The 26,467-nt window shown below is 57.3% G+C and carries 17 protein-coding genes, 1 tRNA gene and 2 pseudogenes; 11 read left to right on the top strand and 9 right to left on the bottom strand.

Going from position 1 to position 26,467, the window contains the following annotated elements; genetic code table 11:
- Positions 1–41 precede the first annotated feature (41 nt).
- Positions 42–2,177: a selenide, water dikinase SelD gene (selD, locus tag ACN5AZ_RS07720; RefSeq protein ID WP_419428283.1), complete on the top strand. Its 2,136-nt coding sequence runs from the start codon at positions 42–44 to the stop codon at positions 2,175–2,177.
- On the opposite strand, the gene mnmH is transcribed toward selD, so the two are convergent.
- Positions 2,150–3,217, bottom strand: a complete 1,068-nt coding sequence (gene mnmH / locus ACN5AZ_RS07715) for a tRNA 2-selenouridine(34) synthase MnmH (protein ID WP_419428282.1) — start codon at positions 3,215–3,217, stop codon at positions 2,150–2,152. The two genes, selD and mnmH, sit on opposite strands and share 28 nt — an antisense overlap.
- 141 nt (positions 3,218–3,358) lie before the next feature.
- Between mnmH and ACN5AZ_RS07710 the strand changes: the two genes are divergently transcribed.
- Positions 3,359–3,433: transfer RNA gene (locus ACN5AZ_RS07710), tRNA-Phe, on the top strand.
- Positions 3,434–3,499: 66 nt separating this feature from the next.
- Here ACN5AZ_RS07710 and ACN5AZ_RS07705 read toward each other — a convergent pair.
- Both ACN5AZ_RS07705 and ACN5AZ_RS07700 read right to left on the bottom strand, forming a co-directional pair.
- Positions 3,500–4,678: a tyrosine-type recombinase/integrase gene (locus ACN5AZ_RS07705; protein WP_419428281.1), complete on the bottom strand. Its 1,179-nt coding sequence runs from the start codon at positions 4,676–4,678 to the stop codon at positions 3,500–3,502.
- Positions 4,679–4,690: 12 nt separating this feature from the next.
- On the bottom strand, positions 4,691–5,230 hold the full coding sequence (locus tag ACN5AZ_RS07700; RefSeq protein ID WP_419428280.1) for a hypothetical protein: 540 nt from the start codon (positions 5,228–5,230) through the stop codon (positions 4,691–4,693).
- A 125-nt stretch (positions 5,231–5,355) separates the two neighbouring features.
- On the opposite strand from ACN5AZ_RS07700, the gene ACN5AZ_RS07695 reads away from it, so the two are divergent.
- The 6 genes from ACN5AZ_RS07695 (at position 5,356) to ACN5AZ_RS07670 (ending at position 14,673) form a co-directional block, all read left to right on the top strand.
- Positions 5,356–5,604 carry a helix-turn-helix transcriptional regulator gene (locus ACN5AZ_RS07695; RefSeq protein WP_419428279.1) on the top strand — a complete coding sequence of 83 codons (249 nt, stop codon included), beginning with the start codon at positions 5,356–5,358 and terminating at the stop codon, positions 5,602–5,604.
- 10 nt (positions 5,605–5,614) lie between these two features.
- Positions 5,615–6,121 (top strand): helix-turn-helix domain-containing protein, encoded by a 507-nt coding sequence (locus tag ACN5AZ_RS07690; RefSeq protein ID WP_419428278.1) that lies wholly within the window; start codon positions 5,615–5,617, stop codon positions 6,119–6,121.
- Positions 6,096–7,172, top strand: a complete 1,077-nt coding sequence (locus ACN5AZ_RS07685) for a site-specific integrase (RefSeq protein WP_419428277.1) — start codon at positions 6,096–6,098, stop codon at positions 7,170–7,172. Before ACN5AZ_RS07690 ends, ACN5AZ_RS07685 begins: the two co-directional genes overlap by 26 nt.
- A gap of 314 nt (positions 7,173–7,486) precedes the next feature.
- Positions 7,487–12,796, top strand: coding sequence for a DEAD/DEAH box helicase (locus tag ACN5AZ_RS07680; RefSeq protein WP_419428276.1), 5,310 nt, complete (start codon positions 7,487–7,489; stop codon positions 12,794–12,796).
- Positions 12,793–13,416 carry a hypothetical protein gene (locus ACN5AZ_RS07675; protein WP_419428275.1) on the top strand — a complete coding sequence of 208 codons (624 nt, stop codon included), beginning with the start codon at positions 12,793–12,795 and terminating at the stop codon, positions 13,414–13,416. Before ACN5AZ_RS07680 ends, ACN5AZ_RS07675 begins: the two co-directional genes overlap by 4 nt.
- Before the next feature lie 69 nt (positions 13,417–13,485).
- Positions 13,486–14,673: a hypothetical protein gene (locus ACN5AZ_RS07670; protein WP_419428274.1), complete on the top strand. Its 1,188-nt coding sequence runs from the start codon at positions 13,486–13,488 to the stop codon at positions 14,671–14,673.
- A 929-nt stretch (positions 14,674–15,602) separates the two neighbouring features.
- Here the strand turns inward: ACN5AZ_RS07670 and ACN5AZ_RS07665 are convergent.
- The 5 genes and pseudogenes from ACN5AZ_RS07665 to ACN5AZ_RS07645 form a co-directional block, all read right to left on the bottom strand.
- Positions 15,603–16,863: pseudogene (locus ACN5AZ_RS07665) on the bottom strand (AAA family ATPase); the annotation flags it as partial.
- A 135-nt stretch (positions 16,864–16,998) separates the two neighbouring features.
- Positions 16,999–17,722: pseudogene (locus ACN5AZ_RS07660) on the bottom strand (transposase); the annotation flags it as partial.
- Between the two features lie 419 nt (positions 17,723–18,141).
- Positions 18,142–18,750: an AAA family ATPase gene (locus tag ACN5AZ_RS07655; protein WP_419428273.1), complete on the bottom strand. Its 609-nt coding sequence runs from the start codon at positions 18,748–18,750 to the stop codon at positions 18,142–18,144.
- 166 nt (positions 18,751–18,916) lie between these two features.
- Positions 18,917–20,014 (bottom strand): redox-regulated ATPase YchF, encoded by a 1,098-nt coding sequence (ychF, locus tag ACN5AZ_RS07650; RefSeq protein WP_419428272.1) that lies wholly within the window; start codon positions 20,012–20,014, stop codon positions 18,917–18,919.
- Positions 20,015–20,102: 88 nt separating this feature from the next.
- On the bottom strand, positions 20,103–21,476 hold the full coding sequence (locus ACN5AZ_RS07645) for an MATE family efflux transporter (protein ID WP_419428271.1): 1,374 nt from the start codon (positions 21,474–21,476) through the stop codon (positions 20,103–20,105).
- 261 nt (positions 21,477–21,737) lie between these two features.
- Here ACN5AZ_RS07645 and trpA point away from each other — a divergent pair, with 261 nt between their 5' ends.
- On the top strand, positions 21,738–22,529 hold the full coding sequence (trpA, locus tag ACN5AZ_RS07640) for a tryptophan synthase subunit alpha (protein ID WP_419428270.1): 792 nt from the start codon (positions 21,738–21,740) through the stop codon (positions 22,527–22,529).
- A 136-nt stretch (positions 22,530–22,665) separates the two neighbouring features.
- On the top strand, positions 22,666–23,829 hold the full coding sequence (locus ACN5AZ_RS07635; RefSeq protein ID WP_419428269.1) for an alpha-hydroxy acid oxidase: 1,164 nt from the start codon (positions 22,666–22,668) through the stop codon (positions 23,827–23,829).
- Between the two features lie 57 nt (positions 23,830–23,886).
- Here the strand turns inward: ACN5AZ_RS07635 and ACN5AZ_RS07630 are convergent, their stop codons facing one another.
- Complete coding sequence (locus ACN5AZ_RS07630; RefSeq protein WP_419428268.1) at positions 23,887–25,323, bottom strand: KAP family P-loop NTPase fold protein; 1,437 nt, start codon at positions 25,321–25,323, stop codon at positions 23,887–23,889.
- Between the two features lie 354 nt (positions 25,324–25,677).
- Here ACN5AZ_RS07630 and ACN5AZ_RS07625 point away from each other — a divergent pair, with 354 nt between their 5' ends.
- Positions 25,678–26,301 (top strand): 50S ribosomal protein L25/general stress protein Ctc, encoded by a 624-nt coding sequence (locus tag ACN5AZ_RS07625; protein ID WP_419428267.1) that lies wholly within the window; start codon positions 25,678–25,680, stop codon positions 26,299–26,301.
- Positions 26,302–26,467: the final 166 nt, after the last annotated feature.

Here is a 26,467-nt window from a genome sequence, read left to right as displayed (position 1 = left end):
TCGGCCAGCGCGACCGCGCTGCCAGCTAAGGATGCGCAAATATGCAGGACGGAGCCTTTCCCGCCACCCGTGATCTGGTCCTTGTCGGCGGGGGGCATACGCATGCCTTGATCCTGAAAAAATGGGGGATGAATCCGCTGCCCGGAACGCGGGTCACGGTCATCAACCCGTCTGCGGCAGCGCCATATTCCGGCATGCTTCCCGGACATCTCGCGGGCCATTACGCCCGTGCGGATCTGGACATCGATCTGGTCAAACTTGCCCGCTACGCGAAGGCGCGGATCATCATCGACGCAGCCACCGCCATCGATAGCGCCCAGCGAAAGATCCACTTGCAATCAGGGCGTTACATCGAATTCGACGTGGCCTCTATCGACGTGGGCATCACCTCCGAGATGCCTCAGATTTCCGGATTTGCCGAACATGCGGTCGCGGCAAAACCGCTTGGCCCCTTTGCGGAAAAGTGGCGCGCCGCGCTCAACGACAGCTCCGTAACCTCAATCGGGATCATCGGCGGCGGCGTCGCGGGCGCAGAGATCGCGATGGCCTTTGCCCATGCGCGCCGCAGCCGGAGCATCCCGACAGACGTGCACCTGATCGACCGCAACGCCATTCTGGACGCCCTGCCCGAACGCGCGGCGCACCGCATCCGCGGGGCGCTCCAGCAGGCCGGCATCACACTGCACGAACATCACGCGGTCACGGCCATCACCGCCACCCATATTGTCACCGATCAGGGCGACATCCCTGCCCATTTCACCTGTGGCGCAGCCGGGGCCAAACCGCATGACTGGCTCAAAACCAGCGGCCTGCCCTTGCATAATGGCTTTGTCGAGGTTGGCCCAACACTGGAAACCCCGATTCAGGGCATTTTTGCCGTAGGCGATTGCGCGCACATGGTCCACGCCCCCCGCCCCAAGGCCGGGGTCTATGCGGTGCGCCAAGCGCCGACGCTTTACGAAAACCTGCGCGCGCGCCTGGCCGACACCCCCCCGCAGCGACGGTACAAACCGCAATCGGATTATCTCAAACTGGTCTCACTTGGCGGCAAGTCCGCGCTTGGTGACAGGTTCGGGATGGCCTTTTCCGGCGCTTGGGTCTGGAAATGGAAAAACCATATCGATCAGACCTTTATGAATCAGTTCCGTGACCTCCCCAAGATGAAGACGCCGGACCTTCCCACCGCCCACGCCGCAGGGCTTGATGAGCTGATGCAGGGTAAACCGCTGTGTGGCGGCTGCGGTGCCAAAGTCGGACAGCCCGCGCTGCTACAAGCGCTGCAAAGCCAGACACCCGGCGACGACGCCGCCATCGTCCCCCTTGGTGGCAAGGAGATCGTGATCTCGACCGATCATCTGCGCGGCATGGTAAACGACGCGACCGTGATGACCGAACTGGCGGCGCATCATGCGCTTGGCGACATCTGGGCCATGGGCGCACAGCCCTTTGCGGCCACCGCCAATGTTGTCATCCCCCGCGCCTCCGACCGGATCGCCGCCCGTCAACTGGACGAAATCATGCGCGCCGCGCGCAAGGTGATGACAGCCGCTGGCGCAGATATTGTCGGCGGGCACAGCTCCCAGGGGGCAGAACTGACCATCGGTTTCACCATTCTGGGCAGGGCCCCCGCCGCGCCGATCACGCTTGCAGGGGCCCAGTCCGGCGACCGTTTGATCCTGACAAAGCCCATCGGCTCCGGCGTTCTGATGGCCGCCGAGATGCAGGGCGCAGCCGACGGTCAGGATATCGCCGCCGCGCTGGCCCTGATGACCCAATCCCAGCAAGCCGCCGCGGAACTGCTATCGCACGCCCATGCCATGACCGATGTGACCGGCTTTGGCCTGTTGGGACACCTGCGCAACATCTGCGTGACGTCCGGTGTCGCCGCGCGTCTGCGCGTCGATGCGGTGCCGCTCATGCAAGGGGCAGAGGCACTGGCGCAGGCGGGCATACGTTCCTCGCTCTATCCCGCCAATCGCCAGATCATGCCCGACCTGCCCGCAGGCGCGCGCTTTGATCTGATGCTGGATCCGCAAACCGCCGGTGGGCTGCTGGCCGCCCTGCCCGCCGACGATGGCGCCACCCTGCAACGGCTGCGCGCCGCAGGCTACCATGCCGCCGAGATCGGCGAGATCACTGCCGCCGCAGATCAGACCCCGCCCGTCACGCTGGCCTGAAGCTGCGCCGCAATCCTGTCGGCCAACGCATCCAGCGCGGGCGCGTCCAGCGTCTGTGTCTCGAACCGCGCCATCACCTCCGGCTGCATCGCCTTCATCGCCTTGCGATAGGCCGGATCGTAGTGATCCTCGGCCAAAGACGCGCAAAGCGCCACCTTCTCCCCCTCGCGGCTGAGCGTATCCCAATGGTCCACCAAGGCATGCCCGCGATGGAAGCGCAGCGGCGACAGCCGGTCGGCCAAGCGCTCCGGGTCCGCCAGAATATCTGCGTAAGCCTCTGCCAGATAAGTCGCGCGCACCGCCACCGGCGCCTGCACTTCGATCCACGGGGCCTGCTTCATCGCGGCCCACAAAGACGGTGGCAGGTTGATCCCCCCGATCTTGGCGCTCTCGGCCTCGACCACCACCGGGCGCGCGGGGTCCAGCGCCACAAAGGCCGCCGCCAAGGCGGTCTCAAACGCTTTCTGACTGGGCTGCCCCCCGGGCAGATCCCCCAACAAAGACCCGCGATGGCGCGCCAAGGCCTCCAGATCCACGACCTGCACATCACGCGCCCGCAGACGCGCCAACAGGTCTGTCTTGGCCGTGCCGGTATAGCCGCCCAGCTGTACCAGCTTATGTGGCAAGGGCGCGTCGTACAGGTAATCCTTCACCAGGCGGCGAAAGGTGCGATAGCCGCCCTGCACCACATCTGACCGCCAGCCGATCTCACCCAGCATCCAGGCAAAGGTCCCCGACCGCTGCCCGCCCCGCCAACAGTAGACCAGCGGCCGCCATTTGCCGTCATGCGCAGCCAAAGGCCCCGCCACATGGCGCGCGGCATTCTGGAACACCAGCGCCGCCCCCAGCTTGCGGGCCTTAAAGGGGCTGTCCTGTTTGTAGATCGTCCCCACCCGCGCGCGTTCCTCATTGTCGAGAACCGGCAGATTGATCGCGCCGGGCACATGGTCCTCGGCAAATTCCGCCGGACTGCGCACATCAATCACGGTGTCAAAGCCGTGTTTCAGCAGGTCTGGCAATGTTTTAGGAGCAATTGTCATGGCCGAGACTTAGCCCGATCCGCAGCTTCTGGAAAGCGTGGAAGAAGAAAGTGAAAAAAGTGACATTTTGCGCTTGCCACCACTTTGTGGCTCGGTTATTCCGCCTCCACCCGAGGGGCAGCGCAGCGCCCCCCACCCAGTGCCCGGGTAGCTCAGGGGTAGAGCAGTGGATTGAAAATCCTCGTGTCGGTGGTTCGATTCCGCCCCCGGGCACCATTAAAATCAGTAACTTAGCCTCCATCCGGCGCAGTACACTTAAACGCACGTGTAATTCTTGTGTAATCAGGCCGAACTCTTCGGCTTTAGCTTTCTGATGTTGCCTTCGTGAGTGCCGCTAACCCGTCCTTCCAGCCGATCCATCGCCGCTTCGATGTGCGACCCGCTTTGATGCGCGTAGCGCGCAACCATGGACAACGTCTTGTGACCGGAAATGCGCTGGACTGTGGGCAGATCAACGCCTGCCTGAACCAGATGCGTCACCGCCGTATGGCGAAGCGTGTGAGGCGTAATTTGATCCGGGTCCAGCCCAGCGCGTTCAGCAGAGCGACGAAAGGCCTTGCGAATGGTGTGGACGTGGCCTGTGGCGCTTCCTGGAGAAGGAAAAACCCATTCGCAACCGGGAGGAAGCATGCGCATTCTGTTCTCTAGATAGTCAGCCAACTCACGCGTGATCGGTTGTTCGCGTGAGCCTGCCTTGGCCTGCGGAACCCAGATCACTCGCTTCGCGATGTCGACGTCTTCTCTGCGGATCGCGAGGATTTCCGCGTGGCGCATCCCCGTGTTAAGCCCAACCATGACAAAAGCGTGTACGTTTTCATTGTGATCCGCCGCCGCTGCTTTCAGAAGTGCAACGCATTGCTCATGAGATAGATAGACGATCCGTTGATTGTCCTCTTTGAAGCGAACAATCTTAACCGACTTGCTTTTGATCCACTTCCATTCAACCGCTTGGTTAAGAAGATGGGATAGTGTGGCCAATTCCCGATTAACCGTCGCCTTGGCCGCGCCAGCAGTTCGGCGCGCCTTTTTGTAGCGCTCAATGTCGAAGGACTCTATCGCACTCAATGGCTTTGCTGCTAGGAACGGAACCAAATGTTGCCTAAGTTGACGCTTTTTGATGTCGATGTTTTTTCCATCGCTATCCCGAAGCCTCTGAACATATCGGTCTGCGGCTTCTTCAAAGCTCATTTGTGTCTTACGCCCTTCGGGCAACTCCAAACGCTGACGCCTTGCATCAGTTCTGGCTTGGGCGATAAAGTCCTCCGCCTGCTGCCTCGTCACACCCTCGGACTCTCGTCCGATCACGCGATGAATTCGCCGACGGTCGACCATGATGTTGACCGAATAGACGCCGTCGCCGTTGCCATCCCGTCGAAAGGTGATCCCGTGTTCCGAAATGGAAGTCCCCGACTTCAGAGAACGGATCGCAGGACGTGTGAGCTTGGAGAAGCGAATAGCCATTTCAATGCACCTCTAGAAAGGAATCTCGTCGTCGATGTCTCTACTGGATGGCGGCGTACCTACACCGGGAAGGACGTGTGGCTTCTTTTCCCCCATCGCGACCGCGACTAGGTCCTCCCAATATTCGTCGACCCGCTCTCTGACGATGGCGTCCAAACTGATGTCGAAATCCCATTCGTCCCCACGCCAACGACCTCGCCAAAAATGCCCATTCTCTTCGATCAGCGCCCAAATGTGTTGCTCTTCGAAGGTCAGCAGCTCCGGAGCGACGATTCCGAGTGATACCAAACGCTGGCTCTCGCGGACGTGCCAAAGTACATCCGCGCGTTCTCCGAAAGTACTTGGCTCATCAAAATCCGAGTTGCGCCACTTGTTGATGACCTGCGTCTGAATGTGTTCGGCCAAAGTCGCTTCAATGAATGAAGACTTGGTTCGCCGTTGAGACCGAGCAGCCAACTCACACAGATAATTCAGGCGTGGATCGAGCCGAATCGATACCGTCTCGGTCCTTCCCAGTTTGGAACCTGCACCTTTGGGAGCCTTGATTGCCATGATGTCCTCGTGTCGAAACGTTCCGTCATGATCCATTTTGCACGTTACGTATTGAGTTTCAATACACGTCTTGCTCTTCTTTCCTTGTACCTACTGGCAAAATCCATTGAGCAAGGAAACAAACCATGAAAATCGACACCGACACCCAGCGCGTATTTGTCCACCCGGACGGACGGATGGACCGCAAAAACGCCGCCCGTTACCTTGGCTGTTCACCCAAAACGCTCGCGGATTGGGCAATGAAAGGCCAAGGCCCGCAGTACGTTTTGCTTGGCGGTCGCGCCTTCTACTTTCTCGAAGACTTGCAGTCCTGGATCGCTGCTGCGCCTCGTCTCGCCGGGACCGGCGGTCGGGAAATCCGGGCGAGCGACTAGGGCCGAGACGATGCCGGGAGCCAAGAACCCGGACCGTAGGCGCATCCGCATCCGACGCACCTACTCGGTGCCCGAAGTCGCGACTCTACTCGAAGTACACGTTCACACTGTGCGCCGTTGGCTCAAGAACGGGTTGGGTTCGATTGATGGCCAGAACCCAACCCTGATCCACGGCGCAGAGCTTCGCAGATATCTGGACGTCCGTGCCATAGGCAGGAAGCAAAAGTGTGGCCCGGACGAGATGTACTGCCTTTCATGCCGTGCACCACGCCTGCCAATTCTGGGCTCCGTCCACATTGCCGATCTCAATGAGAAAACGGTTCGTCTGGTTGGGGTGTGCTGCACGTGTGGCAGAAAAATCTGCCGAGCAGGAAGCGCTTCACGACTGCCAGAATACACCGCGTCATTCGGTGCAGTCCAAAGGCGGACGCCAAGCCTAAAGGGGAGCAGCATTCCTCTCTTGGATGGTGACTCAAAGGAGCAAGACGAAAATGGACAAGTTCAACGCGGAAAATGAGCGGATCAAGCGTGACTACGCTGAGTTCCTACGCGAAGCGGATCAAAAGTCCGAAGCCACCGTGCGCGGGGTAGAAAAGGCGATCCTGCGCTTCGAGGAGCACACTGGTTTTTGCGACTTTGGCCGCTTCAATCGCGATCAGGCGAAAGGCTTCAGGGCGGCAATGTCCTCCCCTGCTGACGAAAGCAAACGCCTCGGAAACTCAACCGTTCTTTCGACTTTGAAAGCGGTGCAACGGTTCTTCCGGTGGCTGTCGGTGCAGCCGGGGTTCAAGTCCAAGATCGACACCAACGCCATCGCCTACTTCAACCTCTCCGAAAAAGACATACGCGCGGCGACTACTTCGCCTTCGAAGCCCTCACCGACCATGGATCAATTGAAACGCGCATTGGAATCGATGCCTTCGAAGACCATTCTGGAACAGCGTGATCGTGCCGTATTCGCTCTTCTCATGATGACCGGTATCCGCGACAACGCAGCCGCCTCCTTGCTGCTAGGCCATGTCGACATCGACCGGCAGATGATCGTCCAAGACCCCAAGACCGTCCGAACCAAGAACAGCAAGCTGATAGAGTCCGTTTTGTTGCCGCTTGGGCCTGAAATTGAAGACGCTCTGTTTTCATGGGTCCGCTACTTGCGCGACGATCTCCGGTGGCAGGCTGATGATCCGCTTTTCCCTCAAACTCTACAGCGGATTGACCCGCACAAAGGACCAGTTGTTGACGGTATCAAGCGCCAAGTGTGGTCCAACTCCCAGCCTATTCGTCAGATATTCAAACGCGCATTTGCCGCTGCCGATCTCCCCTATTTCACCCCTCACAGGGTGCGAAATACTGTCGTTGAGTACGCGTACCTCACGTGCCGGACACCTGAAGAATTTAAAGCATTTAGCCAGAATCTTGGCCATGAAAGCGTTGTGACGACATTATCCAGCTATGGTCAAATCCCACTGGCGAGACAGCGCGAGTTGATCCGCAATGCTGGCAAGAGCAAAGACCTCGACGCAAAGTTGGAGCTTTTGCTGGAAAGGCTTGATTTTGGGAAGGAATAGGGACGTCAGCGTAAAGATTGCTGGAGTGACCAAGCTGTAAAAGCGACGACGTCCGTCCCCCTCTACTGACCGCTAGAGCGCGTTTACTTGGAAGAGGGTAGACCCTCGCACATGGCCGGAAAAATAACGATCTAACCCACGCGCAGCTTGTCGAACTACTGGAAATCCGCGACTGGACCCAGGAGTTCGGGCTGATGTGGGAGCGAGACGAGATCGAGGCAGACGCGGCGGTGGACGGTATGCCCAGCACTCGCTAGGGTTCCCTAACCGACAGTTAGTCGGAAGAACAAAACCAGTAAACAGGATAATGACGGGTGCTTCTTCAAGACATTTTAGAAGAGTACCGCGCATCCGCGCGGACCGAGCGTGAAAAGGGTGACTATTTTGAACGCCTCATTCGCGTGTTTATGGAAAACGACGATACTCAACGCCAATACTATTCAAAGGTTGAGCCGTTTGCAGATTGGGCGGCATCGCGGGGATGGAGCAACACTGACACTGGCATTGATCTCGTTGGTACATTGTCCGACGGGTCTGGTTTTGCTGCTATCCAATGCAAGTTCTACGCCCCTAACCAAACCATCCAAAAACCCGATATCGACAGTTTCATATCCGCATCATCGAATGACCTCTTTACCCGGTTGGTCATCGCAGACACCACGCACAAAGAGCTTGGGCGCAATACGCAGGAAACTTTGGACAAGCTTTCCAAGGAATGGAACAGGATCAGTGTCGCAGAACTTGAGGCAAGCCGCATTGATTGGTCACAATTCATCCGCTCTGGTACGGTTAGCCTAGCGCCTAAAAAGCAGCTTCGAGACCACCAGAGAGACGCGCTTCGCGAAGTCCAGACTGGGCTGGAAACGGCAGATCGCGGCAAGCTGATCATGGCTTGCGGTACGGGGAAGACCTTCACAGGGCTACGAATAGCGGAAACTCTCGCGGGACCGGGAAAGCGCGTTCTGTTCATGGTTCCTTCGCTTGCTTTGATGTCGCAAACGGTCCGAGAATGGAAGAATGATAGCGAGAATCCGTTCACCGCATTCTCCGCCTGTTCGGATACGAAAGTGGGGCGCAGAGCCGACGCAGACAGCCTTGATCTGAACGTGCATGATCTGGCGTTTCCTGCGACGACAGACCCCGAGAAGCTGGCCCGTCAGGTCCTATCCGCGCCATCGGATCAAATGACAGTGGTGTTTTCTACATATCATTCGATTGACGTTCTCACCCGCGCCCAGAAGAACCACGACCTGCCAGAGTTTGATTTGGTCATTTGTGACGAGGCGCATCGTACGACGGGCGTAACGCTCAAGGACGAAGACGACAGTACCTTTGTCCGCATCCACGACAACGCCTACGTCGCGGCTAAAAAACGCCTCTACATGACCGCGACGCCGCGCATCTTCGCGGATACAGCCAAACGCAAAGCAGACGACTACGACGCCCGTCTGGCGTCCATGGATGATGAGGATAAGTTCGGCAAAGACCTGTTCCATCGTGGCTTCGGTTGGGCCGTCGAGAACCAACTTCTGACAGATTACAAGGTGGTCGTCCTTGCCGTTGATGAAGGCTTGGTATCGCAGACGATCCAGAACCGCCTCAAGGACGGCCCAGAACTTACACTGGACGACGCGACGAAGATCATCGGGTGCTATAAGGCTCTGACGAAAAGCGACCTCGCGAAGGATTTGGAGTTTGACCCGCGCCCGATGAAGCGTGCTCTGGCCTTCTGCCAAAGCATCAAGAAATCCGAGATCATCGAAGATGAGTTCACGCAGGTAGTCGACGAATACGTTGGCAATGATCTGATCGACGACGACCGCCATCTAAGCACCGAAGTTCGCCATATTGACGGCAGCTACAACGCCAGCTCGCGTGAGGAATTGCTCAACTGGTTAAAGGCGGACGCGGGAGACAACACGTGCCGCATCCTTACGAATGCCAAGGTGCTCTCTGAGGGTGTCGACGTGCCCGCTCTGGACGCGATCATGTTCATGCACCCTCGCAAGAGCCAGATCGACGTTGTCCAGTCTGTAGGCCGCGTTATGCGGCGCGCTGAGGGGAAGAAGCTGGGCTATGTGATCCTGCCCGTCGCCATTCCGCCCAATACGAAGCCAGAGGACGCACTTAACGACAATGAGCGCTACAAGGTCGTCTGGCAAATCCTCAACGCCCTACGCGCCCACGACGAGCGTCTGGACGCACGTATCAACCAAGCGGAGCTGGGCGAGGATATCAGCGATAAGGTGGAGCTGATTAGCATTTCCTCGGAGAGCGAGCTGAAAGAACTGACGGCGGTCGTCGACGACTTTGACACGAATAAGCAGAAGCGCAGCAAGCCGGGTTCCGAGATAGGCAAGGAAGGCCCAGCGCCCCGCCGTACAGATGACTCTGACGCGCAACAGGCCTTTGTCTTTGACGAGTTTACCCGCGCCATCATGGCGAAGATCGTCGAGAAATGCGGAACCCGGGAATACTGGGACAAATGGGCAAAGGACATCGCAAAGATCGCCCAGACCCACATCACCCGCATTAAGACCATTGTCGCGCAGGAGGGACCGGAACGCGAAGCCTTCCTCGCCTTCCTTGCCGAACTTCAGGACGACCTGAACCCCGAGATCACCGAAGACGAAGCGATTGAAATGCTCGCCCAGCACCTCATCACAAAACCGGTCTTCGACGCACTCTTCAAATCCAGCGAGTTCACCAAGGAAAACCCCGTTTCTCGCGCGATGGAGATCGTGCTGGGCCAGCTTGATCAGCACAACCTGTCCAAGGAGTCAGAAAGCCTTCAGAAGTTCTACGCCAGCGTCCAACGCCGCGCGGCGGACGTGGTCACGGCAAACGGGCGGCAAGAGCTGATCCTGAAGCTCTACGACAGCTTCTTCAAAGGGGCCTTCCCCGTCCTCACCCAACGCCTTGGCATCGTCTACACACCTGTTGAGGTGGTCGACTTCATCCTGCATTCGGTCAACGACGTGCTGAAGGCCCAGTTTGGGCAAACGCTTGGGTCGCAAGGCGTCCACATCCTTGACCCCTTCACCGGGACCGGCACCTTCATCACCCGCTTGCTGCAATCTGGCCTGATCGCGCCGGAAGAACTGGAGCGCAAATACAAGCACGAGATTCACGCCAACGAGATCGTGTTGCTGGCCTATTACATCGCCGCCGTAAACATCGAGACGGTCTATCACGAGCTGGCTCAAGGGGAGCTGAACAAGGACGCGCCATATGAGCCGTTCAAGGGCATCCTGCTTACCGATACATTCCAGATGTACGAGCAAGAGCGCGACATGATCGCGAAACTGCTCCCTGATAACTCTGAGCGCCGCACCCGTCAGAAAGAGCTGGATATCCGTGTGATCGTTGGGAACCCTCCGTACTCAGGCGGGCAACGCGATGATAACGATGAAGCATCAAACATCGATTACGCTAATCTAGATTCAAAAATTGCCCAAACATATGCAGCGAAATCAAAAGCCAAACTCAAAACTGCTCTAAAAAACAGTTACATTAGAGCATTTCGTTGGGCAACTGATCGCTTGGGAGACGCAGGAGTAATCGCCTTTGTCACGGATGCGGGTTGGGTCGATGGCAACGCCATGGACGGGATGCGTCAGTGCTTGGTCGAGGATTTCACTGAAATTTCGATATTTCACCTTAGAGGAAACCAAAGAACTGAGGGTGAAACCTCGCGTCGGGAGGGCGGTAAAATCTTCCTTTCGGGTAGCCGCTCCCCGATTGCGATAACTGTTCTGGCCAAACAGCCTCAACGCGAACCTGCCGGTCGGATACGCTTCTATGCTGTGGACGATTATCTCGACCAAAAACAGAAACTTCAAATCACACGGGAATTCGCTTCAATAAATGGGATAGGTGAGAAAAGCCTATGGTCCGAAATTGTCCCAAATAGGGAGAATGATTGGTTGAACCAACGCGATCCAAGTTTTGAGCTTGGCGTCAACATTGGAAGCAAGATCAAAGGGGCCGTAGGGGCAATTTTTGGAAACTATTCTAGCGGTGTGAAAACCAACAGAGACTATTGGTGCATCAACTCATCCGCCGATACGGTCTCAGCAAAGATGGGTCAAATGATTGATTTCTACAACGATGAAGTTGATCGTCTTGCCTTCGACCCAGATGGTTTCACAGCGAGCACCGATACGAAACTGATTAGCTGGGACGGAACGCTTCGGGCGGACCTCAAAAAACGCAGGCGAGGTGAGTTCTCCGAAGAACGGATTGTGCCGATACTGTACCGTCCGTTTCAACCTCAATGGATGTACTTTGACAGGCAATTCAACAACAGCATCTACCAGATGCGAGAGCTGTACCCTGCACCCTCAGCCCAAAACAGAACAATCTGTCTGACGGGTATCGGTGAGGCAAAGCACTTCAGCGCGCTGATGAGTGATCGGATGACCGAGCACAAATTTCACTACAACAGCCAGTGCTTCCCTCTTTATCTTTTCGAAGAAAGAGAACCTGAAGAAGGTCTCTTCTCGACTGATGATCCTGATGGCAACTTGCAGCGCCGCGACGCCATCACAGACGAAGGCCTTTCCCATTTCCATGCCGCCTATCCGGGACAAGAGATCAGCAAAGAGGACCTGTTCTACTATATCTACGGCCTCCTGCACTCGCCGGAGTACCGCGAGCGTTTCAAGAACAATCTTGTCAAACAGCTCCCCCGCATCCCGGCGGTCAGGACCTTCGAAGATTTCGCCGCCTTCCGCGATGCAGGCCGCGCGCTGGGCAATCTGCATGTGAACTTCGAAAGCGTTAAACCGTATATGGTCACCTTCAAAGAAGGCGACCACCGGCTTATCCCAGAGGCCCAGAACGACCCCGTCGCCTTCTACCGTGTCAAGCACACCAACAAATGGAAGTGGGGCGGCACGGGCAAGGAAAAGGACCTCACGACCGTCATCTACAACGACAACATCACGCTCCAGAACATACCGCTGGAAGCCTATGATTACGTCGTCAACGGCAAGCCCGCGTTGGAATGGGTGATGGAACGGCAGGTCGTGAAGACCGACAAGAAAAGCGGCATCGTCAACGACGCCAACGACTACGCCAACGAGACGGTCGGCGACCCCAAATATCCGCTGGAGCTGTTCCTACGCGTGATCACCGTCAGCCTTGAGACGATGAAGGTCGTCAACAGCCTCCCTCCGCTGGACATCGATACGGGTGAGCAAAAAGGCGTCCGCACCGTCGCTGAGCTTAAGTCAGCCATCAACGAACACTGGGTGGGTACAGAAGCGGCTCAGACGGCCCTACAAATCGTCGACGCTGTCAGTGGGGGCAAGGTGAACCCAGAGCAAACCCTACGCGTCCGCGGCCTCCTAGAGCTTCTGGGAAGGGACGAACTGACCAAGGATGTGATCGCGGCTTTGGCGATCTTGGTGCAGTCCGAATACGCGATCTTCCGCGCCTCAGCGGAATGCGTAGATGATGACGGCACGCGGCATCCGCTTAGTCCTGAAGAATTCCAACGCGCGCTGGATGTCGATACGGTCCTGCATCCGTTGACAAACGAGGATGTCGTAGGCGCATCTGAACGGGTTGTGCCCTTCTTCGAATTGGACAGCGATCTGTTTGAGGTGCCGGTCTCATGACGATCACCCCGGACGCTCTCGCCGCGCTCAAAGCCCCGTTTTTAGGAACGGCGCAGGAAGCTGGTATAGATTTTGTCTATGCGCAAGATCACGATGGTCGTGTGCGAGCGGTCAGAAGACTTGTTGACTTCGCCTGTAGTGAACTGGTGAAACACCGCGAAAAGAAGCAAGATGACGATGAAGATGGTCTGACTGTTCAAGTCTGCAGTATGCTCAAGATAGGCGGTGTGAAGGCTGTACACAACGCCTCTGTCGGGGGGCATTGCGACATTGTCGTTGAAGAGCGTGACGACTTTTTATGGCTGGCGGAAGCTAAAATTCACAGCAGCTATTCTTGGTTAGACAAGGGCTTTCAACAGTTATCTACCCGGTACTCGACGGGCAACTATGGGCAAGATCAAGGAGACGTCTTGATCTATTGCTTTGTCCAGAATCCAATGGTCGTAGTGTCCAAGTGGCGGGAAGAGTTAGTAACCCGAAATCCGGACGTCAGTACTTCTGACGGCGAAGACGAAAACCCTCTATCATTCGTTTCTACTCACAAGCACGAGTGCTCAGGTCTGGACTTCGGCGTTAGACATAAAGCGGTTTCGCTTTATTGGAATCCTAAAGATAAATAAGTCCACGCCACAATGCGTGATGTAACGGCTGATATTGAATGACTTTCCCAAACTGGACATCGACTGCCCATGGCACAGCCTGACCTATTCTTTGATCTTATCGACGATACCGAATGGAACGCCTGCATCGGTCGTCAAGGCGATGAAGAGAACTACGCCGATGGATACATTGAGGCGGCGATAGAGTTGGCTGCGGCGGTTCTAGAGAAGCGCATGTACGAGAAACGCGATACGCTGGTTTTGCCAATACTCTACAACGGACGCCACGCTATAGAACTCACCCTCAAGCTGGTGATCGGGGAGTTGGTCCGGGCAAACATAGTGAGCGACGGCCATCCGAAAAACCACGATATCGCGTCACATCTGGCCTTCCTTGAATCGAAAGTCATGCCCGACGAGCTTTTCCGAGAGCGATTGTCGGCGCTTCGACCCTACGTCGACAGCCTCGCCCAGATTGACGACGATGGACAGGAGCTTCGCTTCCACGAAAACCGCGATGGACAGCGCAGCATGGAGGGGAAGGCCCTTGCAAACATTGCCGTCATCCGGGAGAGCCTTGGCAAGTTACAGGAAGTGCTAAAGAACCTAAAAAATCGTTCGTATTCGCTGTGTGACGAATGGCGGACGGGTACAAGAACAACTCAATGCTCTCGCCGTGATCTATCGGAAATTGCCGTAATGCTCCCAAAGCGAGAGAATTGGGCATCGGCAGAATTCGACGAATGCAAGCGCAGGATCAAAAAGCGGTTCGGACTAGGCAACAGGCAGTTCAGTATTGCACTCGACAAAATTCAAGAAACCCGTGGGCTTTCTGGCCTTCTTGGCATCGAGACGGACTTGACTCATCTCTCGGACGCCAAGGCGGATTGGCTACTTAAGCAATGGGACAAACTGCACCCGCCACGTAAAAAGGCCGATGATCTAGGAACAGAATATTTCAAACTCGACCGCGCCGCGATGCTGCAAAGCATGCGCGACGAAGCCAAAGTTCATGAAGCCATCGTGTGCGGACTCACAGAAGATGAATTCGCGGATGCTGAGACGGTCTACTATATGGCAAGAGACGGTGTGTTCCCTGAATTCTATGAGCCCAGACTAGAAGGCAAGAAGCGTGTGTTCGGAGCCCGCAACGACTTCGGCCAAGAAGTTCGCGACCTCATGAGCAAAACAAATTTCAGGCGTCACTTCGTCGAGGGTTTGCGGGGCGTCGGCAGAATTAATTTTGCTGGCGGCACTTTACTCGACGAGGCCCTGTAGCTGTTAAGTTATTCTGCAACTCTCTCACAGGCACTGTGGCGCAACCCAAAAAACGGACTCTCCCACCTATGGGACCGGCCTCAAATAATAAATCGTTTACGCAATTCCTGGCAAAGGGATGGACGAGCGCGTCGCAACTTGCCAGACCAGCCCATGCCTGCACGATGAACTCCCGTGGCAGCCCGACGATCCACTATTCCCACAATCATCACAGAACTTCTTTATGAAAGCGCCGCGAAAGGCGCGCGATTTGTGACGCTGTTCTACTCAAGAACAAAACAAGTCTGTCGAGATTAATAAAGTGTAATTTGTGTGTAATGTGTGCCGGAACGTTCCGGGATTTTCCAGACACTGATCGACAATAAGCACACCAGGAGCATCGAGAATTTGGAGGCTTTTCAGATGGTTCCGATTTGCCCAGACAAATCCAAGCCATCCAGGATGAAAATTGAAAATCCTCGTGTCGGTGGTTCGATTCCGCCCCCGGGCACCATTCCAAAAAAACTTAGATAAGTTATTGAAAACGGTTGTTATTTTTGCAGCCACTCAAAAATACTGAGTTCTGCACTTAGCGATTGCTACACATTTTGCTACACAAAAAGCTCCACACTCCAGATAAGTTCTGACCCAAAATATGGGCGTGTCCGCAAAACGTGTTGGTCGCATATGTTGCCTTGCCAAACGTTGGCTGCAGACCTCAGTTCCACATCGATTGCAAAGACCGTCGGGAAGCAGACCTTCTCTGCGGGTGCGAATTCGCCCTCATCAGTACATGGAAGCGGACATTGCACCGGGATCACGCCACCGGATGGAGCCACCCGACAATGGGGCCGGGAAGCAGACATGCGGCGATGTCGCGCTGATGCCGCAGCACCGTTACAACGCGGAAATTCTTGGAAGCATCAAATCAATGCTTTTACGAGGGCACTCTATTTTATCTGGTATTTCAGTCTTCGTTGAACGAATGCGGGTTTGGAGCCCTCCAGAATTTTGACGATGGCATCATTGATACGCGGGTTTTCAATCGAACCACTTTCATAGGTAAATTTGTAGTTGTCGGCCTTGTCGAGCGTCGCCTAAAGAATTTGCTCAGCGTCGGCCCCGACGGCAAGATTCGGGTTGTGAGTGACCAATACCACCTGCCGAGATTTCTTAGCCTCGCGAATGCAACGCGCGAGCACGGTAAAGATGCTGTCATTGTCGAGGTTGTCTTCCGGCTGGTCGATAATTAGCAGTGTTTTTTCTCTGTCGAGATGCAGGTAGAACACCAGCAGCAATAGACCTTTTTTCACCTGGCGAAAGCTGGTCCAGGTTTTTTCCGCCCAATCGAAGCTCATAACGCAGCTCGAAATATTCCAATGAGAAAAGCAGATCGTAGAAACTCTTTACTTCCTTGACCTGTTTCGAGATATCTTCCGCTTTGACGTCGGCAATGATGGTCTTGGCAAAGCTTAGTATGGTTTCAACATCATTCCAGTTCACCTCTACCATGCGCTTTTCCAGATCGCTGCGCCTCTCTACAGTACCGCGAAACGGCCCGCGCGCCGTCTGGGTCACGAGTGCCAGAAAGCGCCGCGGAAATTCGTGCGACGGAACAAATGACGCGTCGATCGACACATCGAATGCCTCCGAACTTACCGTTTCCAGCTTCTCTTCGACGCTGGATTTCAGGCCTTCGTAGAAAGAGCGCACCTTTTCCTTGGAGGTGAAAATCGAACGCGCGAGATCATCGCGGTCGGAATAACGGGTATCAAGTTGCGCCTGCAGGTCTTCCTCAATGTAGCGGTTACGGGCCTCCAAGTTCTTGATGGTTCCGGGCTTGGGGCTCTCATCTTCCCCCATGACCTCTTCCATCTTCTTATTGATATCCGAAAGGGTCTGGAGGTAGCGCTGAAACCGGCGCTGCGGCGCGGACAGAGTTTCCTGCAAGGCCTCCAGTTTATCAGCGAGATATTGTTGGACCTTGCGTAGAGAAGGGACGCTGGTGAGCGCGGCAAAGTCCGTGCCCTCGGTAAACTCGTCAGCGTGCTCGGCCTCTAACGCCTTCACTTCGGCGGCAAGTTCGGTAGCCTTGGCATCAATGCTTGCGGTGCTAATCCTGTGGGAAACGATGGAGTCAATATCCAGACCAAAGCGTGTACAGATGGGCCTAAGCTCTTCCTTACCTTGCTTCACGTGAGCGTCGAGTAGACTTGCACCGTTTTTGTTCCGGTGTGTTGCTCATTTTAGGCGGCGATCTTTTTGAAGGCCACGGGTGATTTGCCGTCCAGCGCTGAATGGCGTCCCATTGCGGCAGGGCATTCCGCAGGAAATGTCCCGAGAGGGGCCAGCCCATTTCTGGTTTGGCGCCGTCGCCGTGAAATCCTGGCTCAGTCGGTTCGGGGCGATGTTGAAGCTGTGATCACTGTCTCCCTCTCGGCAGATTTGGCTTCACCAAATCGCCTGCCGGGCAATGGTTGCCCTACATGAATGCCCAATTCGTTTAATTCCTGCGTCATGCGCGGGCGGCCATAGCTGCCCAAGCTGAGCCGGTGTTGTTCGCGGATGTGTGCCAGGAGGATCATGTCGCGCCGCTGGCGATGTGAGGTCGGTCTGCTGCGCCACGCCCGTAACCCACGGTCCGTAACCTGCATAAGTCGGCACAGGTGCGCGCGTGAAAGACTTCCGAGATACTCGGCAATGAATTGAAATCTCATTGCTTTTGACCTGCGAAGAAACCTCTCGGGACATTCTTTCAGAATGCCCTGCCGGTCAGGGGATTGCCGCTTTTATCAACACCTCCCCTTTCACCGGGCAGACAGTCCCCCGGACTGTCCGCTGATCCGGCTCAAGCCCGCAGGATACGGTTCTCTTTACGCAATCGCTCATTCTCGCGGCGCAGATCCGCGTCCTCGGCGGCAGCGGGATCGGTCGAGTAATCCCGCATCCACTTGCCCAGGGTCGAAAACCCAACTCCAAGATCTGAGGCCACCTGTCGCCGTGTCAGGCCACTATGCGTCGCGATCCGAACCGCCTCACGTTTGAAATCTTCACTGTGTTTGGGGGCCATATCCGGTCTCCTTCATGGCGAGCATTGCTCGCAGATAACCGGAACAGAAGTGATGCAAGTCCACTACACACGGGAGTGAATATTTGGATCTGTATAACCGAATTGCTCACGGTACTGCACCGAGAAAAAGTGCATATGCCGTCTTTGATCCACGCGCGGAGGAAGGGACTTTTCTGGAGAACCTACGCCGCTGAAGCTTATTGCAGCCGCGGCCGTGCCTCCAGTGTCTCCGCCCGCTCCAGCATCCGTACGACATCCCGCAAGCTCATCCGGCGCCCCGTCATTCGGGGCGCCATTACCAGCACCTCACACACGGCCTCCAGTGCCTCCTGCGACAGCTTCATCTCCAGCCCGCGCCGCACGGCGAAGTCGTGCAACTGCGCAGGGGTGATGTCGTGGACCTCGACGATCTGGCAGCGTCACAGGAACGGCTCGGGCACGGTGTCGATCTGGTTGGCAGTGAAGAGCCAGGAGAAGTGGCTCATGTCGAACGTCACGCGGAAATAGGGGCAATTCCAGGCGTGGGCCGAGCCCGGTTCCATCAGGCCGAGCATGGCCTCGGTCAACGAAAACACCCGCCCGCTCGTGGATTTCTCGACGCCGGCCTTGCAGATCTCGTCCACCACGAAGATCGGGTTGGCGATGCGGTGATCCAGCAGCAGGTTCACCGGCCGCCCTGGCGTTGAGCTTCCCCAGCCACGTTCCACGCCCGCAATGTCAAACCCTGCACTGCCGGCGCCCGCATCGCTCTGACCCATCGGCAGGTTGAGGCGATTGGCCGAGGACCGCGTCCATGCGCTTTTCCCGGTCCCCGGCGGACCGTTGAGTAGCATGGGTTGGATCTTGATCGGGGTGCTGCGGCGCGCGGCGCGGCGCAGGTCATGCCAGGCGGTTTCCGTTGCCCGTCCCATCCATGACATCTCGGCATGCAGCGCCGCGGCGACTTCATCCGCCCAATGCTCGGACGGTGCCATGATGGCCCGCATGCACGCCTCTTTCGGGCTGAGCTGCTTGCGGTCGTCGTCCATGCAAAACGCCGCCCCGGTCGGAGCGGCGTTTTCGCGGTCACGTAAAATCAATAACGTAGCCGGAGGTGGTAGAGCAGAACCCGTCAAGTGGCAGCCAAAAACCCCCGAATGGCAAAATTACCATGGGCATTTCAGGACCCGAAATCCGGGCCTCGAACCACCCCGCTCAGGTGTTGAACAGGAAGTGCAGCACATCGCCGTCCTGCACCGTGTAGCCCTTGCCCTCGGCGCGCATCTTGCCCGCCTCTTTTGCGCCCGCCTCGCCGTTGCAGGCGACGTAGTCGTCATAGGCGATGGTCTCGGCGCGGATAAAGCCTTTTTCGAAATCGCCATGGATCACGCCCGCCGCCCCCGGCGCACCGGTGCCGCGCTTGATGGTCCATGCACGGGCCTCCTTGGGGCCGACGGTGAAATAGGTCTGCAGATCCAGCAGCGCGTAGCCCGCCTTGATCAGACGGTCCAGACCGGCCTCTTCCAGACCCAGCTCGCCCAGAAACTCCGCCGCCTCTTCTGCATCCAGTTGCGAGATCTCTTCCTCGATCTTAGCCGAGATCACCACATGGGAATTGCCCTGCTTGGCGGCCATCTCGCCCACCGCAGCAGACAGCGCGTTGCCGGTGCCCGCATCGCCCTCGTCGACGTTGCACACATATAGGATCGGCTTGGCGGTCAGAAGCTGCAGCATCTTCCACTGCTTGAGATCATCCTCGTCCACCTCAACCGTGCGCGCGGGCTGGCCGTTTTCCAGCGCCGCCAGCGCGGCTTTCATCAGCCGCTCCTGCTGCACCGCTTCCTTGTCGCCGCCGCGCACCTTGCGCACGATGTTCTGCAACCGCTTCTCCAGCGATTCCATATCCGCGATGATCAGCTCGGTCTCGATGGTTTCGGCATCGCCTACCGGGTCGACACGGCCATCCACATGGGTCACATCGTCATCTTCGAAACAGCGCAGCACATGGGCAATGGCGTCGGTCTCGCGGATGTTGGCCAGAAACTGGTTGCCCAGACCCTCACCCTTGGAGGCGCCTTTGACCAGACCGGCAATGTCGACAAAGGTCATGCGCGTCGGGATAATCTGCTTGGAGGCGGCGATCTCCGCCAGCTTGTCCAACCGCGCGTCCGGCACAGCCACATCACCCACGTTGGGCTCGATCGTGCAGAACGGAAAGTTCGCCGCCTGCGCCGCAGCGGTTTTGGTCAATGCGTTGAACAGGGTCGACTTGCCCACGTTTGGCAGCCCCACGATTCCCATCCGAAAGCCCATGTCGTCCTCCTGTTTATAGGTCGCGCCGCTTCTATGCGGCCCGCGTCAAAGGCGCAAGGGCGATGGCCCGCAAGCCCGCCCTGCCCTGTCAGTCCACCGCCTGCCCGCGGGCGAAAATCGCCCCTGCTTGCGTCCAGAACCGCCAGATCAGCAACCCACAGGCCAGCGACAGCCCTGTGACCAGTCCCATCCAGACCCCGACCGCGCCCCAATCCAGCACAAAGCCAAAGACCAGCGCCGATGGCATGCCCACGCCCCAGTAGGACAGGGCCGCCAGCCACATCGGCACATTGGTGTCATGCAGCCCGCGCAACATGCCCAAGTAATTGACCTGCAGCGCATCGACCAACTGGAACAGCGCGGCCATGGCCATCAACTGCGTGCCCACGGCGATCACGGCGGCGCGCTGCGGCTCTGACGGGGCGACAAACAGGCTGATCAGCGGCTCCGGCAGGGTCAGGAACAACAGGATCGACAGACCGGCGATAAAGGTGCTCAGCCCCGTGACGACCCGTGCGCCGCGCAGCAAATGGTCCAGATCGCCGCGCCCCAGCGCATTGCCCGCGCGCACCGTGGCCGCGTTGGACAAGCCAAGCTGCACCACAAAGGTGGCCGAGGCGATCTGCAACGCGACCCCATGCGCCGCCAAAGGCACCGTGCCCAGCCAGCCCATCAGAACGCTTGCACCTGCAAACAGCGCAACCTCTGCCAATGTGGTCAGCCCGATAGGCAGGCCAAGGGAAAACACCTGCCGGAACATCTCCCAATCGGGTTTGTAGAAGCGCGCAAACAAGGTGTGCTCGGGCAAGCGGCGCAGCGCATACAGCGTGATCAGCAGGAACGACAGCGCCTGCACAAACAGCGACGCCAGCGCAGCCCCTGCGATGCCCATCTCCGGCAGCCCCAGCTTGCCAAAGACCAGCACGTAATTCAGCCCGCCGTTGACCACGGCGGCAAAGACCGTGACCCACAGCGCCACCCGCGTCAGCTCCAGCCCGGCGAGGTAGTTCTTCATCACCATGACACCCAGCGCAGGCAGCATGCCCCAACCGGCAATCCGCAGGTAGGTCTGCGCCATCTCGGCGATCTCGGGGGTTTGTCCCAGCGCCAGCAGCACCGCCTCCGAAAACCACAAGACCGGCATGACCAGCGCGAAATACAGGATCGACCACCAGACGGCCATGCGCGTGGCGCGGCGGATGCCCGTCTCGTCCTCGCGCGCGGCATAGGTCGCGATCATCGGCAGGATGGCCCATGCAAAGCCCGAGCCGAACAAGAACAGGGTAAAGAAAACAGACGTGGCCAGCACCAGCGCCGCCAGTTCAGGGATGCCATACCAGCCCACGATCACCGTGTCGGTGATCCCGATGCCAAGCTGCGCCAGATGCCCTCCCACAAGGGGCAGGCCCAGCCGCAAGGTGGCGCGCAAATGGTCGGGGTATGTCATCACTGCTTGTGTCATGCTTTGCCCCTAGCCCGCGCCGCCGTGGCGGGCAAGCCTTCGCCAAGACCTTGGGTAAAACTTCGTGATTGCGGGGATGTGGGCCTTCTTCGGGACGGGCCCCCAAGCCAGATGCTTGCGGTCATGTCCGGTCAGGTCGACCGCCTGCGATCTGCGCGCGAAAACCGCAATCGCCCCCCGACTGCGGCGCCCCAGCCTCCGGCCCATTGATTTTCCCGATCCTTTCCGGCAACAGAACAACGACGTTATCCGGAGACAGCCATGACCCGCATCGAAACCAAATTCGCCCAGCTGCTCACCGAGGGCAAAAAAGCCTTTGTCGCCTATATCATGGCGGGTGATCCGAACGAGGAAAAGTCGCTCGAGGTGATGCAGGGTCTGCCCGGCGCCGGTGTCGATATCATCGAACTGGGCCTGCCCTTCACCGACCCCATGGCCGACGGCGAGACCATCCAGCTTGCCGGTCAGCGCGCGCTTGAGGCGGGCATGACGCTGCAAAAGACGCTCGACATGGTCCGCGCCTTCCGCGCCACCGACGACACCACCCCCATCGTGCTGATGGGCTACTACAACCCGATCTACAACCGCGGCGTCGACACCTTCCTCAAGGACGCGTCCTCCGCCGGCATCGACGGTCTGATCATCGTCGACCTCCCCCCCGAGGAAGACGAGGAGCTGTGCATTCCCGCGCAAAAGGCCGGCCTCAACTTCATCCGCCTCGCCACGCCCACCACCGATGACAAACGCCTGCCCGCGGTGATGCAGAACACCTCCGGCTTCGTCTACTACGTCTCGATCACCGGCATCACCGGCGCCGCCGCAGCGCAGGCCGCCGACGTCGCCCCCGAGGTCGCCCGCATCAAGGCCGTCTCCGACCTCCCCGTCATCGTGGGCTTCGGCGTCCGCACGCCAGAGACCGCCCGCGACATCGCAGGCGTGGCCGACGGCACCGTCGTAGGCTCCGCCATCGTCAGCCAGATCGCCGACAACAAACCCACGGCCGACATCCTCTCCTTCGTCAAATCCCTCGCGGACGGCGCCCACAGCGCCTGACCCCGCCCCACAACCCATCCACCTTCAAACCACGCGTCCCCCCGGGGCGCGTGGTTTTTTGCATCTCCAGCGCGAAACCCTTGCCAGAACCCACCCCGATTGGTAACAATCCCTTACCAATCGGACGGAGCCACCCATGCCCACAATCACCAACATCGACGATCTCAAACAGATCCACCGCCGCCGCGTGCCAAAGATGTTCTACGACTACTGTGAATCCGGCTCATGGACCGAACAGACCTTCCGCGAGAACACCTCCGACTTCCAACAGATCTACCTCAAACAGCGCGTCGCCATCGACATGGCCAACCGCTCCACCGCCACACAGCTCATCGGGCAGGACGTCGCCATGCCCGTGGCGCTCGCCCCCGTCGGGTTGACCGGCATGCAAAACGCCGATGGCGAGATCAAGGCCGCCCGCGCCGCCGAACGCTTCGGCGTGCCCTACTGCCTCTCCACCATGTCCATCTGCTCGATCGAGGACGTGGCCAGCCACACCTCCAAACCCTTCTGGATGCAGGTCTACACGCTCAAAGACGACGACTTCATGCGCAACCTCTTTGACCGCGCGCGGGATGCCAAATGCGCGGCCGCCGTCATCACCGTCGATCTGCAACTGCTGGGCCAGCGGCACAAGGACCTCAAAAACGGCCTCTCCGCCCCGCCGAAATTCACCGTCAAATCCGTGGCCAACCTCGCGACCAAAGTGCCCTGGGGCCTTGAGATGCTGCAAACCAAACGGCGCTTTTTCGGCAATATCGTGGGCCACGCAAAGGGGGTCGAGGACCCCTCCTCCCTCGCCACATGGACCGCGCAAAGCTTTGATCAATCGCTCGATTGGGACCGCATCCGCGAATTCCGCAAGATGTGGGACGGCCCGCTGATCATCAAAGGCATCATTGACCCCCGCGACGCCCTCGAGGCATGTAACGTCGGCGCCGACGCCATCGTGGTCAGCAACCACGGCGGCCGCCAACTCGACGGCGCCCTCTCCTCCATCCGCGCGCTGGAGCCGATCTTGGACGCCGTGGGCGACAAGATCGAAGTCCACATCGACAGCGGCATCCGCTCTGGCCAGGACGTGCTAAAGGCCGTGGCCATGGGCGCCAAAGGCGCATGGATCGGCCGCGCCTACGTCTATGGACTGGGAGCAATGGGCGAAGCCGGCGTCACCAAAGCGCTAGAGGTCATCCACAAAGAACTGGACATGTCCATGGCCCTCTGCGGCCACACGGATGTGAACACCGTGGATCGGGATATCCTGATGGTGCCAAAGGGGTTTTCGGGGGAGTGGGGGTAAATTGGCGAGTAGTATCAGGGGGAAAATAAAACCACACGCCCTAAAGTTCCCCTAACGTTAGACTTTACCAGAAATGTTTTCGAAACTTTGCATCGTTTCGAACATTTGTCGGTACTCCAGCGCCAGGCCGTGTCCCATCCGCCCAGTAGTTTTGCCCCCTGCAAGATACCGAACCTCCTGCAAGGTAAGCCTCCGCGCCCATTCGACGAATGTATCGCCTGGGTCGCCCACGACGCCACCTTTTAAATTTACCTGACAGAATACTTTAACCATCTCATTGAATGTGTAGCCTTTTGCAACCGCCTCTCTTTTAAAACGTCTAAAATCGAATAGAGGCAATTCCCTATCATTTAACTTCTTTGGCCCTGTCACGCTTTCCGGATGCGCGTTAATGGCAAGGTCTAAAAGAAGCAGAAGATTAATTTTTACTTCCTCAACCTCCCATGTCGCAACGAACGTAGCTATATAATCCATAACCTGCTCGATATACCGCAAGGACACACCGAAATACTCGAAGGACCTACTTAGAAAGTTTTGCGCGCTTAGCTCGTCAGGCAAAGAAAAACTACTTTCCGAAAGGCCATACCTCTCCAAGCTATATAAAACAAAATCATCTATTTTTACGTCTTGAAAACGATAGGTTCGATCAATGAAGCGTGACAAATACCTTCGACCATCGAACCCCTGCCCATAGACGCCACTTATAGCATAAGCTAATTGCTCGGTGTTTGTAGCTAAGATGAAGACAACATTCTCAACGTAGAAAAGGTGCTTCACACTTTCCAGAAGCTCGACGGCGTAATCGGGGCGACAACGATCCAACTCATCTATAAGTACAAAAATTGGATCCTGAACGCCCTCCAGCCCAATAACTTCTCCACTCAAATCGCTTAAATTGCGCCGAAAATCGCTTCTTGCTAGCTTCGCTTCTTCGAAAGAGGAAAGCGCTGCTTTGCCTGCAGCTTCGATGGCCCCTTCCACGAATTCACCCACGCTTTCTTCCAGACCACCATAGCTCGACACTTCACCTTGACCAAGCGACGAGAGCAAGTCTAACGCCTCCTTGCCAATTTTCTTCTCAACGAAATGATGCGCAGCAGATTTAAAGCCCGCCCCTACCACCTTCATAGTCGACCTAGCAAGCGGCTCGACCACCTTGGCGACGGCTGCAGAGGACTGCTTCTCTTCAAGAATGGATTTTAACTCCCCATTGATTTTTGTCGCTACCGCCGCAAAAGGGTCATTTGAATGATCATCCTTCCACGCATCAATATACACAGCAACGTGGCCCAACGACTTCATATAGTTCTTCAACTCATTCAGGAAGAATGTCTTACCGCTACCCCATTCTGAGTCTAAATTCACCACGTAAGACTTCTGCAGGCCAGCATTTTCCCTTTGTCGCAACTTCCCCTTGATAAAACGTAAAAGTATATCAGCGTCTCTTTTCCGGTTTAACTTATCACCTTCAGGCCAACGGTATGCTTTATTCATCTTCGCTCCAAATGCACGTCTAAATTAGAAACCCTAAGAATTCACTTCGACTACACAACTCCGCCTGCATTACTATGGCACAAAACCTAAAATGGTCTATGCTCTCTACTACCGTTTGCAATCCCGAATTCGCTTACTGCATTTCATGGACTACCATCGCAAGCAAAGCACTCGTTAACCCTTTGTAAACAAAAAAGGTTTCGTGACGAAACCTGTCTATAAAGGCGAAAGCCTTCATCCGGGGCCCCGTCTCTCCCACATAAGCCTTGCCAAACGCCCCGATTCCCCCTAAAGGCCACCCTTCACGCGGGGTGACAGCCTTGGAGGCACCCCCATCATTTTAGGAGATACAAAATGGCTGGTGAGATTCCCGATCTTCACGCCGAGATCCGCACGGGGACAGGCAAGGGCGCCGCTCGTGCAGCACGCCGCAACGGCATGGTTCCCGGCGTCGTCTTTGGTGGCGACAACGACCCCCTGTCCATCCAGATGCCCTTCAACGTCCTGTTGAAAAAGCTCAAGGACGGCCGCTTCAAGTCCACCCTCTTCAACCTGAAAGTCGAAGGCCAGGAAGACGTCCGCGTCATCTGCCGCGACGTTCAGCGCGACGTGGTCAAGGACCTGCCGACGCACTTCGACCTGATGCGCCTGCGCCGCACCTCGAAGGTTAACCTGTTCATTCCCGTCGAATTCGTCGGCGAAGAATCCGCACCCGGCATCAAGAAGGGCGGCGTTCTGACCGTTGTTCGCCCCGAGGTGGAACTGGTTGTGACCGCAGGTGAAATCCCCGAGAAAATCACCATCGACGTGTCCAAACTGGCCATCGGCGACATCGTCCACATCTCGGACGTGACCCTGCCCGAAGGCGCCAAGCCGACCATCGACCGTGACTTTGTCATCGCCAACATCTCGGCCCCGTCGGGTCTGGCGGCGTCGGACGATGAGGACGAAGGCGAAGAGGAAGCAGCAGAGGCATAAGTCCCTCTCGCGCTTGCGATTTTCCGAAGGCCCCTGCATCTGCGGGGGCCTTTTTCGTTGCGCCATGCCCTGCTCAGACGCGAAAGGTTTAAAATGTCCCGTCATCGCCGAACGGGGGTGGGAGGAAGCCTTTACCGTATCCTGCCTGTGCCACGTCACCGCGCGC

The organism is Sagittula sp. SSi028 (assembly GCF_048553715.1).
Lineage (GTDB): Bacteria > Pseudomonadota > Alphaproteobacteria > Rhodobacterales > Rhodobacteraceae > Sagittula.
Note: the sequence above shows the minus strand (reverse complement) of the source record. Positions and strands in the feature narration are given on the sequence as shown.

Bases quoted from the DNA above. Each gene is read 5' to 3' on its own strand.
- selD (WP_419428283.1), top strand. From the start codon at position 42: ATGCAGGACGGAGCCTTTCCCGCCACCCGTGATCTGGTCCTTGTCGGC.
- mnmH (WP_419428282.1), bottom strand. From the start codon at position 3,217: ATGACAATTGCTCCTAAAACATTGCCAGACCTGCTGAAACACGGCTTT.
- ACN5AZ_RS07705 (WP_419428281.1), bottom strand. From the start codon at position 4,678: ATGGCTATTCGCTTCTCCAAGCTCACACGTCCTGCGATCCGTTCTCTG.
- ACN5AZ_RS07700 (WP_419428280.1), bottom strand. From the start codon at position 5,230: ATGGCAATCAAGGCTCCCAAAGGTGCAGGTTCCAAACTGGGAAGGACC.
- ACN5AZ_RS07695 (WP_419428279.1), top strand. From the start codon at position 5,356: ATGAAAATCGACACCGACACCCAGCGCGTATTTGTCCACCCGGACGGA.
- ACN5AZ_RS07690 (WP_419428278.1), top strand. From the start codon at position 5,615: ATGCCGGGAGCCAAGAACCCGGACCGTAGGCGCATCCGCATCCGACGC.
- ACN5AZ_RS07685 (WP_419428277.1), top strand. From the start codon at position 6,096: ATGGACAAGTTCAACGCGGAAAATGAGCGGATCAAGCGTGACTACGCT.
- ACN5AZ_RS07675 (WP_419428275.1), top strand. From the start codon at position 12,793: ATGACGATCACCCCGGACGCTCTCGCCGCGCTCAAAGCCCCGTTTTTA.
- ACN5AZ_RS07670 (WP_419428274.1), top strand. From the start codon at position 13,486: ATGGCACAGCCTGACCTATTCTTTGATCTTATCGACGATACCGAATGG.
- ACN5AZ_RS07655 (WP_419428273.1), bottom strand. From the start codon at position 18,750: ATGGACGACGACCGCAAGCAGCTCAGCCCGAAAGAGGCGTGCATGCGG.
- ychF (WP_419428272.1), bottom strand. From the start codon at position 20,014: ATGGGCTTTCGGATGGGAATCGTGGGGCTGCCAAACGTGGGCAAGTCG.
- ACN5AZ_RS07645 (WP_419428271.1), bottom strand. From the start codon at position 21,476: ATGACACAAGCAGTGATGACATACCCCGACCATTTGCGCGCCACCTTG.
- trpA (WP_419428270.1), top strand. From the start codon at position 21,738: ATGACCCGCATCGAAACCAAATTCGCCCAGCTGCTCACCGAGGGCAAA.
- ACN5AZ_RS07635 (WP_419428269.1), top strand. From the start codon at position 22,666: ATGCCCACAATCACCAACATCGACGATCTCAAACAGATCCACCGCCGC.
- ACN5AZ_RS07630 (WP_419428268.1), bottom strand. From the start codon at position 25,323: ATGAATAAAGCATACCGTTGGCCTGAAGGTGATAAGTTAAACCGGAAA.
- ACN5AZ_RS07625 (WP_419428267.1), top strand. From the start codon at position 25,678: ATGGCTGGTGAGATTCCCGATCTTCACGCCGAGATCCGCACGGGGACA.